The organism is Bernardetia aquimarina, from assembly GCF_042180575.1.
In the GTDB taxonomy this organism is placed as follows: domain Bacteria; phylum Bacteroidota; class Bacteroidia; order Cytophagales; family Bernardetiaceae; genus Bernardetia.
In genome coordinates this window covers 4,025,931-4,042,549 of record NZ_CP170094.1, presented here as the reverse complement: position 1 = coordinate 4,042,549, position 16,619 = coordinate 4,025,931, and the positions used below count along the sequence as shown (strand labels likewise).

The window sequence follows — 16,619 nt, the reverse complement described above, 5'->3', positions numbered from 1 at the left end:
TTAATTTTCAAAAACTATTCTATCATAAATATCAACGAAAGGAACATTTAACGTTTCGGTTTCAGAAATGACCAACTCAAGCGAATTTTCCAAACCTTCAATAGTCTGAATATTCCATAATGAAGTTGGACTCTGACGAGAATAAATCTGAATTTTTGCTTCATCTTGTTTTACCAAAACATAATGACGAAGTGAGAAAAGTTGTCTGTATAAATCAAATTTATCTCCTCTATCGAATGCTTCGGTAGATTTTGACAATACTTCTATAATCACAACAGGATTTTTGAAAGCATCTTTATAGTTTTCAGCTCGTTCTTTTTCTCCACAAAAAATCATCGCATCAGGATAAAGATAACTATTGCTGTTTTCTAAGTAAAGTTTTGTATCACTATTCATTATTTGGCATGATTTGCCTTTTAGCTTCATATTTATTTCTGACAAAATATTTGTAGTAATCGTATTATGTTCATACGTTCCTCCTGCCATCGCTTCTACATAGCCGTTGTAGTATTCATATTTTTGATGCGTTTCTTCTTCTAGTTGTATATAATCTTCTAATGAAAGTCTGCTTTGTTTTTGTTGTTGCATGGCTTTTGAGAATTAATGGTAAATGCTTTCTTAAATATACGCATTAAATGGTTTTGATGTTCTACTATGAAAAGTAGTGTCCTAGAATTTTAAATCTTTCGGTTCTAAATCAAAGAAAGTTTCACGCCCTAGATACTGTCCATAATCTCGTGCAACATCTTCAATCAGTCCTATTTCGCCCACAGGGTGAAAATCATGTCCATACAAACTCAAATAAACTGTACGTTCTGTTTGAAATAATCTTTCTTTTTTATCAATTAACTTAAATCTCAATGAGGTAAAGAATTTCATCCATCGTTCAATAGTATCTCCAAAAACCTCCTTTGCTTCTTCTCTGCTCAAATTATCTTCTTGACCTGCTGTATAATTGAACTGAGAATGGTAAACATAAATATATTCTTCCTCAGCATGTATAAAGAAGTCATTAATAGCTGAAAACTCTTCTATTGCATCATGTGTAACTTCTATTTCTTCACGAGTTATGATTACTGGCTTTTTCTTACGAATGACCACTCTAGCATCTTCGGGCAATTCAGCAATTTCATAATCTAAAGGAACAGCTTCTATTAAATCAGGGAATTTGTCTGAGGTAGTAACATAATAGCGATATCCACCTTTTTTGGTTTCAACTTGCTTAAAATAATGGACTTTACCTTGTCGGTTTGTATAAGAATAGGGCATAATTTATATTGTTTCGAATGAAAAGTGACTTTACAAATATAAGAATTTATTAATTTTGAAAATAGGTCAAAAAAAACCTTCTTCAAATAATAAATTATTCAAAGAAGGTTCTATAAAACGCCTTACCTTTTCCTAAACGCTCCTTCCTGTTTGCAAACTATTTTAGAATGAAAATCTAATTCCCACTTGCAACAGAAATACAAAAACCACGGCAAGGATTTTCTAAATTCTAGAGATTGGTAAATTTTATTTTTTACATTTGTAAACTATATTAAATTGTACCAAAAAATGAATATAAAAGAGTCTATTGAAAAGTTTGTTGAGGAAATACTAGCGAATGAAGATAATGAATTAAAAATAATTGATTTAGGAAAAATAGAAACCGAATTTTCTCAAAAAATAATAGAAGAAACAGAAGAAGATTTGAATAACTTTTTAGTTTCAATAGATTCATACAGTATTCGTCATAGTTTAAACCGACACGGAAAAGATAAAGAATTAAATACTTCACAACTGCCTATCGAAGAATCTGACTTTCCAAAACTTATAGAAGTAGTTTTTGAAGCTGATTTAATTTTGAAAGATGAGAAAAAAGGCAAAAAATCTATTTTATTTCATAAAAATACAGAAACTACTCTAATAGCTATTTTTGAGATTAGACGAATTACCAGTAAGAAAAAGAAAAAAGTAAGTCGAATAATGCTGCAAACACTTTACAAGAAAAAGCCTTCCACTAAATAATAAATTATTCAAAGAAGGCTATATAAAAAACCTCACCGACGTAATTATGTTCTAAAACCCAATTACTCACGCCTAAAAACGACTTCGGTTACTATTTTTATACAAATATACGAAATTGATAGTATAAAAGTTGTATTATCTCAAAATCTACAGACTAAACGCACTATAAAATTAATAAAAAAGAGTTAATTTTCGTTCTCACTTTTAATTTTTTCTCTTTTATGGTCAGTTTAAGCTCTTATTTATCAGAAGTTCCTGATTTTCGTAGGCAAAATAAAAATTACTTGCACAATTTGCAGGATATTTTGCTTTTAAGTGTATGTGCTATTTTTCATGGTGCAGATGGTTATGAAGAAATAGCCGATTTTGGTATTGAGAAAAAGGAATTTTTACAAAATTTTCTACGTTTGCCTAACGGAATTCCTTCCCATGATACTATACGTAGAGTTTTTTTACACTTAGATAGTGCTTTTTTTAATAGTTGTTTTATGGATTGGATTTCAGCTTGCATTAAAGATTTAGGTTTACCTTATCAGCAAATTAGTGTGGATGGAAAAGCTCTTCGGGGTAGTAAAACGGGGATTTATTTAGTTAGTGCTGTTGCTAGTGAACTAGGTTTGAGTTTAGGACAGGTTCAAGTAGAAGAAAAAAGTAATGAAATTACGGCTATTCCAGCTCTTTTAGGAATGCTTTATTTGAAAGGATATGTTGTTTCTTTAGATGCTATGGGAACACAACAAGCGATTGCTCAACAGATTATAGAGAAAGAAGGAGATTATTTTTTAGCCCTAAAAGGAAACCAAAAACATCTTTTAGAGCAAACAGAGCTTACTTTTAAAGTAGAAAAGGCTGATGATATATTTGAGACACAAGATTGGTCAGCAAGTGCTAATCAAGTAGTAGAATATAAAGTAGAGGTAAGTTCAAACTGTAAATGGATAGAAAATCTAGCTAATTGGTTAGGTTTAGTAACTTTAATAAAATTAACTACAAATAGCTCATTACGAGGAGAACATATACGCTATTATATCTCAAGTATTAAAAATTTGAGTGCAAAACAAGCCTATAAATTAGCTAGAGGGCATTGGGCAATAGAAAATAAATTACATTGGCAACTAGACGTTATTTTAAAAGAAGACGAAAAAAGAAACCGAAAAGACAATTCAGTTCATAATTTAGCACTAGTCAGAAAAATAATACTAAATGCTGCTAAAATGTATGAAACTAAACTTAGCACTAAAAAAATGATGAATAAAATTAATTGGAATACAAGCTATGCTGAACAACTTTTTACCAAAATGTTCATTTAATAGTGCGTTTAGTCTGATAAATCTAATTCCCACTTGCAACAGAAATACAAAAACCACGGCAAGATGCCGAATACATAGAACTCACTCGGCAAAGTCAAGCGAGAGCCGTTTTACGAGCGACAGCAGGAGAATTAATGACAATTATCGTTTACTATTAATGGAATGTAAATATATATTTTTTCTTTCTTTTTGAATATAGTAAAACTAAGTAAATCCATATTTGAAGCAATACTTATTAGAATTTCCAAGTCATTAACATAAGTATCGTCTATATCAATATTTACTCCTACATCATTACATAAAAAACTCTCTGCCACCATTCCATTAGATCTAATGATACTTATTTTCATTGAATCTATTGTACTATCAGTATAACTGATTGATTCAATTACTTTTTTATTAGATGGGCAATTTATTTTTAAAAATTGAATTTTAGACACTTCTATGTCATTAATAAATAATGTATTACAGTTTTGTGCCTTACAAGAAAATTGAGTGAAAAATAAAATGTTTGATATGATAACTAGTATCAAAACAGATAAAATATTTTTTATTTTTTTATATTTCATAATATTTTTTAATTGCCTTTAGGGCTAAAAGGATTTATTGGATTTGTTGGTTTTACATCTTTAAATAATTGTATATTAGGCTTTGGAATGTCTTTTAGTACATCACTTAACTGAGTTCTTGCGACAGTTCTCTCGCCTTTGTTGGTCTTTAACTTCGGCAATGCCGTTGTGATGACCAACAAAAAACACACCGACCAATTTGCAAACCTACCTCCAAAACTAGTGCTAATTAAAAACAAAAAACAAATCTTTTGTCTTACTGCTGTTCGTTTGTCTGTTGTTGGTCATCGTAACGGCAAGCCGAAACTAAAGACCAACAACGGCTTTTTTTATTCTTTCCTTAAATGGGAACACCAACAAGAACATAGAACTCACTCGGCAAAGCCAAGCGAGAGCCGTTTTACGAGCGACAGCAGGGGGAATTTGTGAAATGATTTGGGCTTGGATACCAAAAAGTAAAAGATGATTTCCTAGTAAATCACTTTACTTCGCCTTTGTTGGTCTTTAACTTCGGCAATGCCGTTGTGATGACCAATAAAAAACACACCGACCAATTTGCAAACCTACCTCCAAAACTAGTGCGAATTAAAAACAAAAAACAAATCTTTTGTCTTACTGCTGTTCGTCTGTCTGTTGTTGGTCATCGTAACGGCAAGCCGAAACTAAAGACCAACAACGGCTTCTGAATTTTTATAAATTAATTTGGATAAGCATCAAAATATTTCTTTTTATCAAAGTCATAAATCAATATTAGAAAATTTGTTTCAAAAGTCAATTTCCACATCTTTTTGAATACTTCTATTCTATAATCATCGTTGAAAACATTTATAAAATAAGGACTGTAATCTTTTTTATCAATGCTTGGTTTATATTCTATTGGCAATTCAATTTTAGTTACTTTTAATCCGTTGTCGTCTTCAAATTTTGGTTTCTTCTTAGAAATTTCATTAAATACAGATGAAATAACAGAAGTAAAATTACTATTTAAACCTCCAATTATTATTTCACAATTATCAAATTGAAATTTGAGCTTTCGAACTTTCAATCCTCCAAATACAGAATTATCCTTATTCAGTTTTTCAAGTTTTTCAAATAGTGGTTTTAATAGATATTTTTTTCCTCCAGCCTTTATTGTATCCCATAAAAAACCACCTGCCATTGCTCCAACTAGAAAGTCTTTTAGTTCAGAGTTTATAAAGATAGTCATCCAAAACTCACCTCCTTCTGCTGCTGCTGGAATCCACTTCGGTCTTATTTGATAATTGAAATGCTCATCTAAAGAAGTTTTGAACTCTTCTATATTTGCAAACTCCCTTTCGTTATATTCTATAGATAAAAATAAATCGTTCATATTTAGAATTGGTTTAATAAAATACTTATTATGCTCTTGAAGGAACTGGTCTATCAATTTGGTTGCATCTCAGTACAAACTTCTTAATAGTAACTCCATCTGATGTATTTTCAGCTATAGCTTTATCAATTTTTTCTTCATAATCACTTGTGTCATCTGCCCATGCTAAAATCAAAACAAGACCATGTTTTATTGAACATGAATCCATATAACGTTTTAATTGCTCTACTCCTGTTCTTTGATGCCCATGTTTTTTTACTTCAATTAAGCATTGTGTAGAGATATTTTTAGCGAATGATAAATCACAAAGACCTCCTTCTAGCTTTGGTTCTCTATTTATAATAATGTCTTTTAAATTACAGTAACTCATCATCATAAATTTTACTATTGGATGTAAATCTACTTCACTTTTACTTTCATCATAATACTTATACATCTCGTTATTAGAGATTTGATTTTGTACTTCATTTAAAACAATTTCTATATACTCAACCAAATCTTGAGAATTAAGTATGGTTTTGTTGTGAATAGTTTGTTTTGCTTGGCTATCACTAAAAAAATTTCCGACATCTTCTACAACACCAAATAAATTATTATAAAAATTATCAACTACTTGGTTATAATTTTCACCTAAGAAATCTTGGCTAAAGCACTTTTCTATAGTACTCCTTCTTGTAGCTGCTGAACAAGTAGCTATTTCTACTTGTGATGTAACTACATTTATTTCCTCCAGTCTATCTCTTATGTCAGAAAGTACAGTATTTGTATTTTGTTTTATGCCTTCTCTTGCTCCTTCATTATAGAAATCTGATATTTTAATAATTTTTTCTGTTGTAGTCATTATTTTGAATTTGTAATGTTAAGATACGAAAATACTAAAAAAACCTATAAGATTTTTAAAATCTTATAGGCTTGCATAAAATTAAAATTACATATTCCTCCTATACTGCCCACCAACCTCAAACAACGCTCTAGTAATCTGTCCTAACGAACAGGTTTTAGTAGCTGTCATTAAGTGTTCAAACATATTTTCGTGTTTGATGGCTGCTTTTTGAAGGTCTTTGAGTATTTGCTGATTTTTTTGTTCGTCAAAAGAATGTAGCGATTTGAGCATATTTATTTGATACTCTTTTTCTTCTTCTGTCGAACGAATTACTTCGGCAGGAATAACGGTAGGCGAACCCTTCGAAGACAAAAATGTATTTACACCCACAATCGGATATTCGCCTGTGTGTTTTTGCATTTCGTAATACATACTTTCTTCCTGTATTTGTGTACGCTGAAACTGTCTTTCCATCGCTCCCAAAACACCACCACGCTCTGTAATTTGGTCAAAAATCTTCAAAACAGCTTCTTCTACCAAATCAGTCAGTTCTTCAATAATAAACGAACCTTGCAACGGATTTTCATTTTTTGCTAGTCCTAATTCTTTATTGATGATAAGCTGAATCGCCACAGCACGACGAACAGAATCTTCCGTTGGTGTCGTTATGGCTTCGTCGTAAGCGTTGGTATGCAGCGAGTTACAGTTGTCGTAAATGGCATACAAGGCTTGCAGAGTAGTACGAATATCATTAAAATCAATTTCTTGTGCGTGAAGTGAACGCCCCGAAGTTTGGATATGATATTTTAGTTTTTGCGCTCTATCGTTTGCTCCATACTTATTTTTCATCGCCTTTGCCCAAATACGACGAGCGACACGACCAATAACAGAATATTCTGGGTCAATTCCATTCGAAAAGAAAAACGAGAAATTCGGTGCAAAATCATTAATATCCATTCCTCTACTCAAATAATATTCGGCAAACGTAAAACCATTACTCAATGTAAAGGCAAGTTGCGTAATCGGATTTGCGCCTGCTTCTGCAATATGATAACCCGAAATAGAAACCGAATAGAAATTTTGAACGTGATGGTCGATAAAATACTGTTGAATATCTCCCATTAGTTTTAGCGAAAATTCGGTACTAAAAATACACGTATTTTGCGCTTGGTCTTCCTTCAAAATATCAGCTTGAACTGTTCCACGTACTTGTGTGAGTGTTTTTGCTTTTATTTTATCATAAACTTCTTTATCCAAAACTTCATCGCCTGTTGCTCCCAAAAGCATCAGACCTAAACCGTTATTTCCTTCTGGCAAATCTCCATTATACGTAGGACGAGTTTTGCCTTCGTATTTTTTCTTGATTTTTTGTTCAACCTCTTCCTCTAATTCGTTTTCTTTGATATAAACTTCACATTGTTGGTCAATGGCTGCATTCATAAAAAAGGCACAAACCGTCGCAGCAGGTCCATTAATGGTCATTGAAACCGAAGTCGTTGGGTCAGCCAAATTAAATCCTGAATAGAGTTTTTTTGCATCGTCCAAACAACATACATTTACACCAGAGTTACCTACTTTTCCGTAAATATCTGGACGATAGGCTGGGTCTTCTCCATACAATGTAACCGAATCAAAAGCCGTCGAAAGTCGTGCAGCAGGCATTCCTTTTGAAAGATAATGAAAACGTCTGTTGGTGCGTTCGGGTCCTCCTTCTCCTGCAAACATACGAGTAGGGTCTTCGCCAGTACGCTTAAATGGAAAAACACCTGCCGTATAAGGAAATTCCCCTGGTACATTTTCTTGCAAATTCCATTTCAAAATATCTCCCCACGCTTTGTATTTTGGTAGAGAAATTTTAGGAATTTTGGATTGAGAAAGGGAAACGGTATAGGTTTTAAGGCTAAATTCTTTATTACGAACTTTATAAACAAAATCATCTGCCGTATAAGTAGCAACTTTTTGCTGCCAATCTTCAATGATTTTCCAGTTTGTGCCTTCTAAAGAAAGTTTTATTTGTTCGAAAGTATCTTTTAAGCCGTTGATGATAGAATCTTTCAAATCTTTTTCCATTTCTTCATTTTCAGAAATAGAATTAATAGAAAGTTCTAAACCGTATAATTTCTGTGCAATTTCGGCTTGTTGCTCTACATTTTCATCATAACGATGGTTATTTTCACTAATTTCTGACAGATAACGAACTCTTGAAGGAGGAATAATATATTGCTTTTCAGACGTAGAAGCTGAAATTTCGAAAGAAGAATCAAACTTCGTAGGCGATGTTTCATTGATTTTATTAATCAAAGTACGATACAAAGTATTCATTCCAACATCATTAAATTGCGATGCAATCGTACCAAAAACAGGAATATCCGTATCTGGCGTATCCCACAAATTACGGTTTCTTTTGTACTGTTTTTTGACATCACGAAGGGCATCTAAAGCACCACGTTTATCAAATTTATTGAGTGCAATAATATCAGCAAAATCAATCATGTCGATTTTTTCTAATTGCGAAGCTGCACCATATTCAGGTGTCATTACATAAAGTGATGCATCAGAATGGTCTGTAATAGCTGTGTCGGATTGTCCAATACCAGAAGTTTCGACGATAATTAAATCAAATTCGGCTGCACGAAGAATATCAATCGCATCTTGAACGTATTTTGAAAGAGCTAAATTTGACTGACGAGTAGCCAAAGAACGCATATAGACACGCTCATTTGTAATCGAATTCATACGAATACGGTCGCCCAAAAGTGCGCCACCAGTACGACGACGAGAAGGATCGACAGAAACAATAGCAATCGTTTTGTCTTCAAAATCCATCAAATAACGTCTTACAAGCTCATCGACAAGGGAAGATTTACCAGCACCACCTGTTCCCGTAATTCCCAAAACGGGAGCTACTTTTTCAGGTATTAATTCTTTTATTTTCTTTAGAATTTCTTTATTTTTTTCTGGATAATTTTCTACTGCTGAAATTATTCTTCCCAAATTTTTAGAATTTCTTTCTTTCACTTTTTCTACTTCACTTATTTCTACGTCGTGTCCTGTTGGAAAATCCGTTTGTTCAAGTAAATCATTTATCATTCCCTGCAATCCCATCGAACGACCATCATCTGGATGATAAATTTTTGTAATGCCGTAGTTGTGTAACTCTTCGATTTCGGTAGGCAAAATTACACCACCACCACCACCAAAAAGTTTTATGTGTCCTGCACCTCTTTCTTTCAAAAGGTCGTGCATATATTTGAAAAATTCTACGTGTCCACCTTGATAAGAAGTAATGGCAATCGCTTGAGCATCTTCTTGAATGGCACAATTTACAATTTCTTCTACCGAACGGTTGTGTCCTAAATGAATCACTTCTGCACCCGAAGATTGAATAATTCGGCGCATTATATTTATAGCTGCATCGTGTCCATCAAAAAGAGCTGCTGCCGTAACGACACGCAGTTTGTTTTTGGAAATATAAGGGGCTTGAACTGGAGGATTGGTACTCATTTTTATAGTCTGTTTTATTTTTGTGTTGTATTCTTTGGGTTTGAAAATGGTTATTGTCAGTTACATTACAAAAATAGTAAGAAAAAGCGAAGTTTTTTGTTTTGGGTAATTTAGAAAATAATGAATGTCCATAAAATTTTATGTCTTTACCATTTATGAAATAAAACTAGCTGTTTATGAAAAATCATTTTTTCTCTAGTCAGTACAATGTTAGTTTTGCACAATCTTTAAATAATAACATTTATGTATCACTTTAAATTATTTATTTTATTATGAATTATTCAAAACTACGATTAAAAAGCTTACTTTTTCTAGGGTTATTTTTTACTTTATCTCCCTTATACTCAGCAACTATCTATGTAGATAAAGCAGCTACTGGGAGTTCTAATGGCAGCAGTTGGACTAATGCTTTTATAGACCTTCAAGTTGCTATCAATACTTCAAACTTTGGGGATATCATCAGAGTAGCAGAAGGAAATTACAATGCTCCTGCTATTTCTTACAGATTAAAAGATGGCGTGGATATTTATGGAGGTTATCCTAGTGCAACTAGAGGTATTTCTGTTTTTCTTATTGAGGCTTTAAGAAACATACGTACTTTTCCTACAACTCTCACACGTAATAGGATAGGTGCTATCAATCCAATTATATTAATTAACAACTCTCTAAACAGTACTAGTAATTTAGGAATAACTACATTAGATGGCATTAATATTAAAGGAATAAACTGTGTAGAAGTTAACATAAATACTTTACCTCTTAATAATATCATTGGTATTAGGTTTAGAGACTGTATTTTTGAAGGGGCAGGAGCATTAAATAATAGAGGAGAACATGGTTTTTTAATAACAAGTGGGGTAAATAGTTATATAACTCCTCAATTTACAAATTGTGAGTTCAAAAACTTTAATTCTGCTTGTTTTAAGCTTAAAAAAAGAATTTCTAATGGGTTGTACATGCTAAACCCATCATTTCGTAATTGTAGATTTTATGATTCTAGTTCTGGAATAAATATATATGATTTGATAAATGCAGCATTAGGTGGTGGAATTTCGATTAGTATCCGTGATTGTATGTTTTATAACCTCAAGAATACAACTTTGAAAGGAACTACAGGGGGAGCTTTAGTAATTAGTGGTCATAACTCACGAATTATTCACACAAGGGTCAATAATAGTATTTTTTATAATAATGATGCCGTTATGACTGCTAATTTTTCTAATTTAAGTAGAATATCTACTGGATTTAATTCTTGCCAAAATACATTTCGTAACTGTACTTTTTACAAAAATAATCGTAAGAGAGCATTTTCATTATATGACAAAGACCAAGAACTTGCAGACTGGCAACAACATCCTGTTCTATTTTTAGATAATTGTATCTCATGGGATAACATAAATGCAGCAGGTAAATGGATAGAATTGGATGAAGGAATGCATGTAGAAGTAGAAAATAGTCTTTTAGAAATGACTAATGCTAATTCTAACGGACAATCTACAAACTCTGCTGTTAGTCTTCTTAATCCACACCCAATTATTAACAGGATTAAAGTTAATACCCAAACCATTTTTGCACAAAACCCACAGTTTGTAAACCCTTCTTTATCTGCTATTAATTTGAGAGTTCAAGGCTCTTCTCCTGTTATCAATGCAGGTTATAATTTATACTCATATAGAAATGAGAAAGATTTAGGAGGAGTTAATCTTAGACTTTTAGATAATATCATAGATATGGGAGCTTATGAGTTCTGTGAATTTGGTGAGGGCAGATGTAATCCTATTACAATAGATCCACATGATGATCATCATACACCAATGGGTAAAATAGCTATAAAAGATAATAGTATTTCAAATCAAATAACTATTTATCCAAATCCTGCGACAAATCAAATAAATCTGAAAACGGTAACTCCTATTGTTTCAATAGAGTTGATTGATACTAAAGGACAATTACTTCGTAGTTGGGCAAATCAACAACAATTAAACATTCGAAATTTGCCAAAAGGATTGTATATTCTAAAAATAACTACTACAGGAAATACACAGTCCATCCGTTTTGTAAAAGAATAAATTAAAAATAGTGTTTTATCTTAGCCTTCTATTCGTATATGAAATATGTTTAGAAGGTTTTTTTTACATAAACATTGGAATTATGCTCATTGATTATCAGTTAGCTATCCTAGTTTATCTGCCCTTCATAAAACTAGGATTATTGCTATTAGGTCAAATTAAAAGACATTTTAAAGTATCAGACAATTAGAGGGAAATTTATTATCTTGAAATAAAAAACACTAAGAAAATGAAAGAAATAGAAAAAAAGGCTATTAAACTTATAAAAAAAGGGCGTAGAGTAGATGCTGTTAAGTTTATAAGAGATAATACCAATTTAGATTTGAAAAAGTCGAAGGAATATATGGAAAGTTTGATAGATAAAATTATTGAAGAGAATCTATAATATTTTGCAAACTTTACAACTAGGGAATACAATTTTAAAAATAAAAAAGCCATTTCTAATAAATTAGAAATAGCTTTTGGATAAATAGATAAATTTGGAATTATTTTAGTTTTTCATAAGTGCATTTTGTCTTTTTTTATTCTGCCTTTATTGGTGTTTTAGTGTAGCGAAACCAACAAAAATATCTTACTTAGCCCCTATTATTTAGACATAAGCTGACAGCTTTCTACCAATTTCAAAAACTCCAAACGGTAGCCTTCTGTATCTTTTCCTTTTGCAGCTTTAGCAAGACTAATAACTTGATTGTAACTTGCATTCGACTTAAATTCTGAATTTCTCAAAATCATTCCAAATTCTGCTACGGCAGCCGAAAAACGGAAGTTATCAGATGTTTTTTCTAGCTTGATATTCTCATCTTTTAAAGGGCTTACAATTAAATTACTGGTATTTTCATCAGGTTTTTTATAACGCAGTTTTAAATTCAATAATTCATCAGAAGAAGCTGCTGCTGTATAAGACTCTTTAATTTTGCTATCCTCTTTTTGATAACGCAAATCATCTACCGAAGGAAAAAACTCACTTTTTACACCCACTGGAATAATTTCATACAATGCCGTTACAGTATGTCCTGCACCAAGTTCACCAGCATCTTTTTTGTCATCATTAAAATCTTCTTTTGCAAGCATTCTATTTTCGTAACCAATCAAACGATAGGCTGCTACTTTTGCAGGGTTAAACTCAATCTGAATCTTGACATCTTTTGCAATCGTAAAAAGTGTAGCTCTCATCTGTGTTACAAAAACCTTTTTTGCTTCTTGAATATTATCGATATAAAAATAATTTCCATTTCCTGCATTACTCAACTCTTCCATTTGGTGGTCTTTGTAATTTCCCATTCCAAAACCACAAAGTGTCAAATAAATTCCGTCATTACGTTTAGTTTCAATCATCGTTACTAAATCTTTTGCAGAATTTACACCTACATTAAAATCGCCATCGGTACACAAAATAACTCGGTTGTTTCCTTCTTTTATCAAATTATCCTTAGCTAAAGAATAAGCAAGTTGTATTCCTGCTCCTCCTGCTGTACTTCCACCAGAAGAAACTGCATCTAGTGCCTTTATGATTTTGTCTGTTTCTGTCGCTGGAGTAGATTCCAAAACCAAACCTGCTGCACCTGCATAAGCTACAATCGCAATACGGTCTTTGCTAGAAAGTTGAGTTAGAAGAAGTTTGAGCGAAGAACGAAGAAGAGGTAATTTATTTTGAGCTTCCATCGAACCCGAAGCATCAATCAAAAAAACAAGATTTGAAGGCGCAAGATTATCATAATCCAAATCTTTTCCTTGTATTCCTACGTGAACCAGTTTATGCTTTTCATTCCAAGGTGCAGTAGAAATTTCTGTACTGACTGAAAAAGGATGTTTTCCTGTTGGTTTCTTATAATCGTAATCAAAATAATTTATAAACTCTTCAATACGAACAGCATCAGGGTTGGGAAGTTGCCCAGACTGAATAAAACGACGAGCATTTGAATAAGAAGCATTATCAACATCAATCGAAAAAGTAGATAGAGGCTCTTTAAGAGATTGAATAAATTTATTTTCTATCTGTTTTTGGTATTCTTCTGTGTTTTGAGAAATTTGGTCATCAACTGAATAATATTCTTCTTCTGAGGCAGCATAGTCATAGTTTGCATTATTCTTTGAGTCTTTTTTGTCTTGATTTCTGCTTATTCTGTTAGTAGAAGAAGCTACTCTGTGGTCTTGTTCAGTTGCAACTTCTGTCATACCCATAGAGTCCTGTTCTGTAAATTCTTTTTTAGAAGCACAAGCCACAAAAAATAAAGTAGAGCTGGCTACTAAAGCAACTTTTGAGAGAGATGAAAAATTTAATAATGATTTTTTTAGAGATTTTCTAAGAGATTCCATAATTATAAAAATTAGAGTGAGGTAAATTTGTTTGTTTGGTAAGTAGATGCACGACTTCACAAAATTCCACACAAAAATTTTTATTTTTTTTGAAATACTATTTCCATACAACCGTTAACGAGCTTGGCAGCGTCGTTGAGGATTATTTTTCTTAATACCATTTTCCAAAAATTATTTTGACACCAAAATGATTTGTCGTTTCATTTTCTCCTACTTTATACACAAATTGAGTTTTGCCGTATTGTAAGCTAAATGAAAGCCCAAATTTTTCATCAATTAATAAATTATAACCAACTTCTCCCCAATATCCATAATTCATTTTTGATTGTGAGGGTGAATTTGTAAGACTAAAAACAGGAGCTACAAAAAAGCCTTTTGAAGGAAGATAACGTTCTTCTTTTTTTAAAATAAAAATAGGCAAAGCAGCTTCAAAACCGATATGGCTAAACTCATTAAAATCTTGGCGTATTCCCAAATTAAGAATTGGATTTATTCTAAAATCTACTCGCTTTGAAAATGAGGTTTGATAGACAATAGGCAAAATATTGATGTCAAACTCGCCTTTTTCATAAAAAGGTTCAACAGTAATAAAAGGATTTATTCCCCACAGATGCGTAGATTTTTTTTCTTTAATTTTCTTTGTTTTGATTCTATTTTCTGTACTATCTATTTGAGCAAAAAGTGAGGAGCTAAACAGAAAAAAAGTAGTGCAGGATAATAAAAAAACGAATGTGCAAAAATGTAATTTCATTGTAGTCTGATTTAGTTTACTTAATTAATCAATTAAACCAAAAAGCTACGCAAAAATTTAGACAAAAAAAATACCCTTTCTATATCTCAAGTTTCCTGTACTTAAACGAAAACTGTCAGCGATTAGAAAAGGTATTTTTTTGCAAGTAATGAGAAAGGTGTAAATTTAAAGTACGCTATTATAACGGATTTGAGTTTGAAAAAGTTTCTTTTTTTGTTTTTTTTGTAAAAATTGCTCGTGAAGACACGAGTAACCTAAAAAATTACTTCTTCAATTTCCTAAAAGTTCGATATTCTACCAAAATAGTAACCACTAAAAACAAAACTAGCAATCCATTTTGAATCAAATGTTTTTGCCAAAAGCCTGTCCATTCTATATTCAAACAAATAAAAATAAGTGTTGTAGAAATTCCTAAATACAAAATCATTTTCAGAATTGGATAAGGAATCGGTTGATATTTTCTACCCAAAAGATAACACAAAGCTGCCATCAAAAAATAACAAGAAAGTGTCGCAATCGCACTTCCAAAATAACCATAAAAAGGAATCAAAATAAAATTGAAGCTAATCGTAATTATTGCACCTGCAAGGCTTATCCAAAGTCCAAAATGGGTTCGGTCAGAAACTTTGAACCAAACTGAAAAATTATAATACAATCCCAAACAAATATTTGCCAAAAGCAAAATTGGAACAATAAAAAGTCCTTCGTGATATTCCTTATTTCGAATAAAAATATTCGCTATCCATTCCATATTCAAACTCACACCAAGCATCATCAAAACACAAACAATCGTAAAAAAATGAGTAATTGTGGCAAACGTTTTTGGTGAATCTTTCTGACTAGCCTGTGAGAAGAAAAACGGTTCTGCACCATATTTAAAGGCTTGAACAGCCAAAGTAATAAAAATAGAAAGTTTGTAACACGCCGAATAAATTCCGACAGCATCCATTGGAGATTTATTTGGATAAAAATTATCAGGAAGCCATTTTTGTAATAAACTTCTATCCATTACTTCATTTATTGAGGCAGCAATACCTGCAAAAATCAAAGGATAGGCATATAAAAGCATAGGCTTAAAACTCTGCCATTCTTTTTTCCAATTAAAAGCAAAACTAAAGTCTTTAAATTCTTTCCAAAGTAGTGGAATTACAGAAGAGTTTGCAATTAAGTTAGCTAAGAAAACATATCCCAAACCAATTTTTGGGTCATAAATCAGTTTTGCATACTCTTGAAAAAATAAAAACTGCGTTCCTTCTGCGCTATGTTTGCAAAAATAGAGAAAGAAAAAGTTTAGAAAAACGGTCAGAACAATAACAGTCATTCGAAGAGAGGCGAATTTTATTGCCTTTCCTTCTGCTCTAAGCCGTGCATAAGGAATGGCTACCACAGCATCAATGGCAATAATACAAGCAAACCATTTTACAAATTGAGCATTGTTGGGATATTCTAAAAAGGTAGCAATCGGTTGGGCAAAAGTCCACATCAAACTGCTCAAAACAAGCGAAGTAAACAAAACAGAATTCAAAGAAAGATTATAAGGTGTTCCATTTTTAGCTGATGGATTATTTTCATTCTCTGTTTCTTTCTCATCATTTTTAGTTATAAAACGAAAATAAGTCGTTTCCATTCCATGTGTATAAATCACATTCAGAAGTGCAGCATACGCATAAAAAACAGAAACACCTCCATATTCATCAGGTAAAAAAATATCTGTATGAAAAGGAGTTAGCAAATAATTTAGTAAGCGACCAATTATTCCAGTAAGTCCGTAGATGGCTGTTTGAGAGAGAAATTTTTTATACAACTTATTTTCTGTTTGATTTTAAAATCAAAATTACTTCAAAATAAAGGATTATCAAATTTTATTGTACTTAAACCCTAAGGGTCTTCAGAGACACTTAGGGTTTTATAATTAC

13 protein-coding genes are annotated in these 16,619 nt (G+C 31.9%); 4 read left to right on the top strand and 9 right to left on the bottom strand.

Features of this window, described 5'->3' with window-relative positions:
- Both ACE193_RS17305 and ACE193_RS17300 read right to left on the bottom strand, forming a co-directional pair.
- Positions 1–588 carry a Uma2 family endonuclease gene (locus ACE193_RS17305; protein WP_375559477.1) on the bottom strand — a complete coding sequence of 196 codons (588 nt, stop codon included), beginning with the start codon at positions 586–588 and terminating at the stop codon, positions 1–3.
- Between the two features lie 81 nt (positions 589–669).
- Positions 670–1,269 (bottom strand): hypothetical protein, encoded by a 600-nt coding sequence (locus ACE193_RS17300; protein ID WP_375559476.1) that lies wholly within the window; start codon positions 1,267–1,269, stop codon positions 670–672.
- A gap of 288 nt (positions 1,270–1,557) precedes the next feature.
- On the opposite strand from ACE193_RS17300, the gene ACE193_RS17295 reads away from it, so the two are divergent.
- Together ACE193_RS17295 and ACE193_RS17290 are read left to right on the top strand one after the other, a co-directional pair.
- The gene (locus ACE193_RS17295; protein ID WP_375559475.1) at positions 1,558–2,010 is read left to right on the top strand and encodes a hypothetical protein; all 453 of its coding nucleotides are present in this window, start codon (positions 1,558–1,560) and stop codon (positions 2,008–2,010) included.
- 221 nt (positions 2,011–2,231) lie between these two features.
- Positions 2,232–3,320: an ISAs1 family transposase gene (locus ACE193_RS17290; RefSeq protein WP_375558711.1), complete on the top strand. Its 1,089-nt coding sequence runs from the start codon at positions 2,232–2,234 to the stop codon at positions 3,318–3,320.
- 131 nt (positions 3,321–3,451) lie between these two features.
- Here ACE193_RS17290 and ACE193_RS17285 read toward each other — a convergent pair whose 3' ends face one another.
- The 4 genes from ACE193_RS17285 to ACE193_RS17270 all read right to left on the bottom strand — a co-directional run bounded on the left by ACE193_RS17285 (position 3,452) and on the right by ACE193_RS17270 (position 9,567).
- Positions 3,452–3,889, bottom strand: coding sequence for a hypothetical protein (locus ACE193_RS17285; RefSeq protein ID WP_375559474.1), 438 nt, complete (start codon positions 3,887–3,889; stop codon positions 3,452–3,454).
- Positions 3,890–4,586: 697 nt separating this feature from the next.
- Positions 4,587–5,240 carry a hypothetical protein gene (locus tag ACE193_RS17280; RefSeq protein WP_375559473.1) on the bottom strand — a complete coding sequence of 218 codons (654 nt, stop codon included), beginning with the start codon at positions 5,238–5,240 and terminating at the stop codon, positions 4,587–4,589.
- 28 nt (positions 5,241–5,268) lie between these two features.
- Positions 5,269–6,081 carry a hypothetical protein gene (locus ACE193_RS17275; protein WP_375559472.1) on the bottom strand — a complete coding sequence of 271 codons (813 nt, stop codon included), beginning with the start codon at positions 6,079–6,081 and terminating at the stop codon, positions 5,269–5,271.
- Positions 6,082–6,168: 87 nt separating this feature from the next.
- Positions 6,169–9,567 carry a methylmalonyl-CoA mutase family protein gene (locus tag ACE193_RS17270; RefSeq protein WP_375559471.1) on the bottom strand — a complete coding sequence of 1,133 codons (3,399 nt, stop codon included), beginning with the start codon at positions 9,565–9,567 and terminating at the stop codon, positions 6,169–6,171.
- 272 nt (positions 9,568–9,839) lie between these two features.
- On the opposite strand from ACE193_RS17270, the gene ACE193_RS17265 reads away from it, so the two are divergent.
- The gene (locus tag ACE193_RS17265; protein WP_375559470.1) at positions 9,840–11,636 is read left to right on the top strand and encodes a T9SS type A sorting domain-containing protein; all 1,797 of its coding nucleotides are present in this window, start codon (positions 9,840–9,842) and stop codon (positions 11,634–11,636) included.
- Between the two features lie 229 nt (positions 11,637–11,865).
- Positions 11,866–12,021, top strand: coding sequence for a hypothetical protein (locus tag ACE193_RS17260; RefSeq protein ID WP_375559469.1), 156 nt, complete (start codon positions 11,866–11,868; stop codon positions 12,019–12,021).
- Positions 12,022–12,221: 200 nt separating this feature from the next.
- Here ACE193_RS17260 and ACE193_RS17255 read toward each other — a convergent pair whose 3' ends face one another.
- The 3 genes from ACE193_RS17255 to ACE193_RS17245 all read right to left on the bottom strand — a co-directional run bounded on the left by ACE193_RS17255 (position 12,222) and on the right by ACE193_RS17245 (position 16,507).
- Entirely contained in the window at positions 12,222–13,952 is a 1,731-nt protein-coding gene (locus ACE193_RS17255; RefSeq protein WP_375559468.1) for a von Willebrand factor type A domain-containing protein, read from the bottom strand.
- 151 nt (positions 13,953–14,103) lie between these two features.
- A complete protein-coding gene (locus ACE193_RS17250; protein WP_375559467.1) occupies positions 14,104–14,703 on the bottom strand; it encodes a hypothetical protein in 600 nt (199 codons plus the stop codon).
- A gap of 262 nt (positions 14,704–14,965) precedes the next feature.
- Positions 14,966–16,507: a polysaccharide biosynthesis C-terminal domain-containing protein gene (locus tag ACE193_RS17245; protein WP_375559466.1), complete on the bottom strand. Its 1,542-nt coding sequence runs from the start codon at positions 16,505–16,507 to the stop codon at positions 14,966–14,968.
- Positions 16,508–16,619 lie beyond the last annotated feature (112 nt).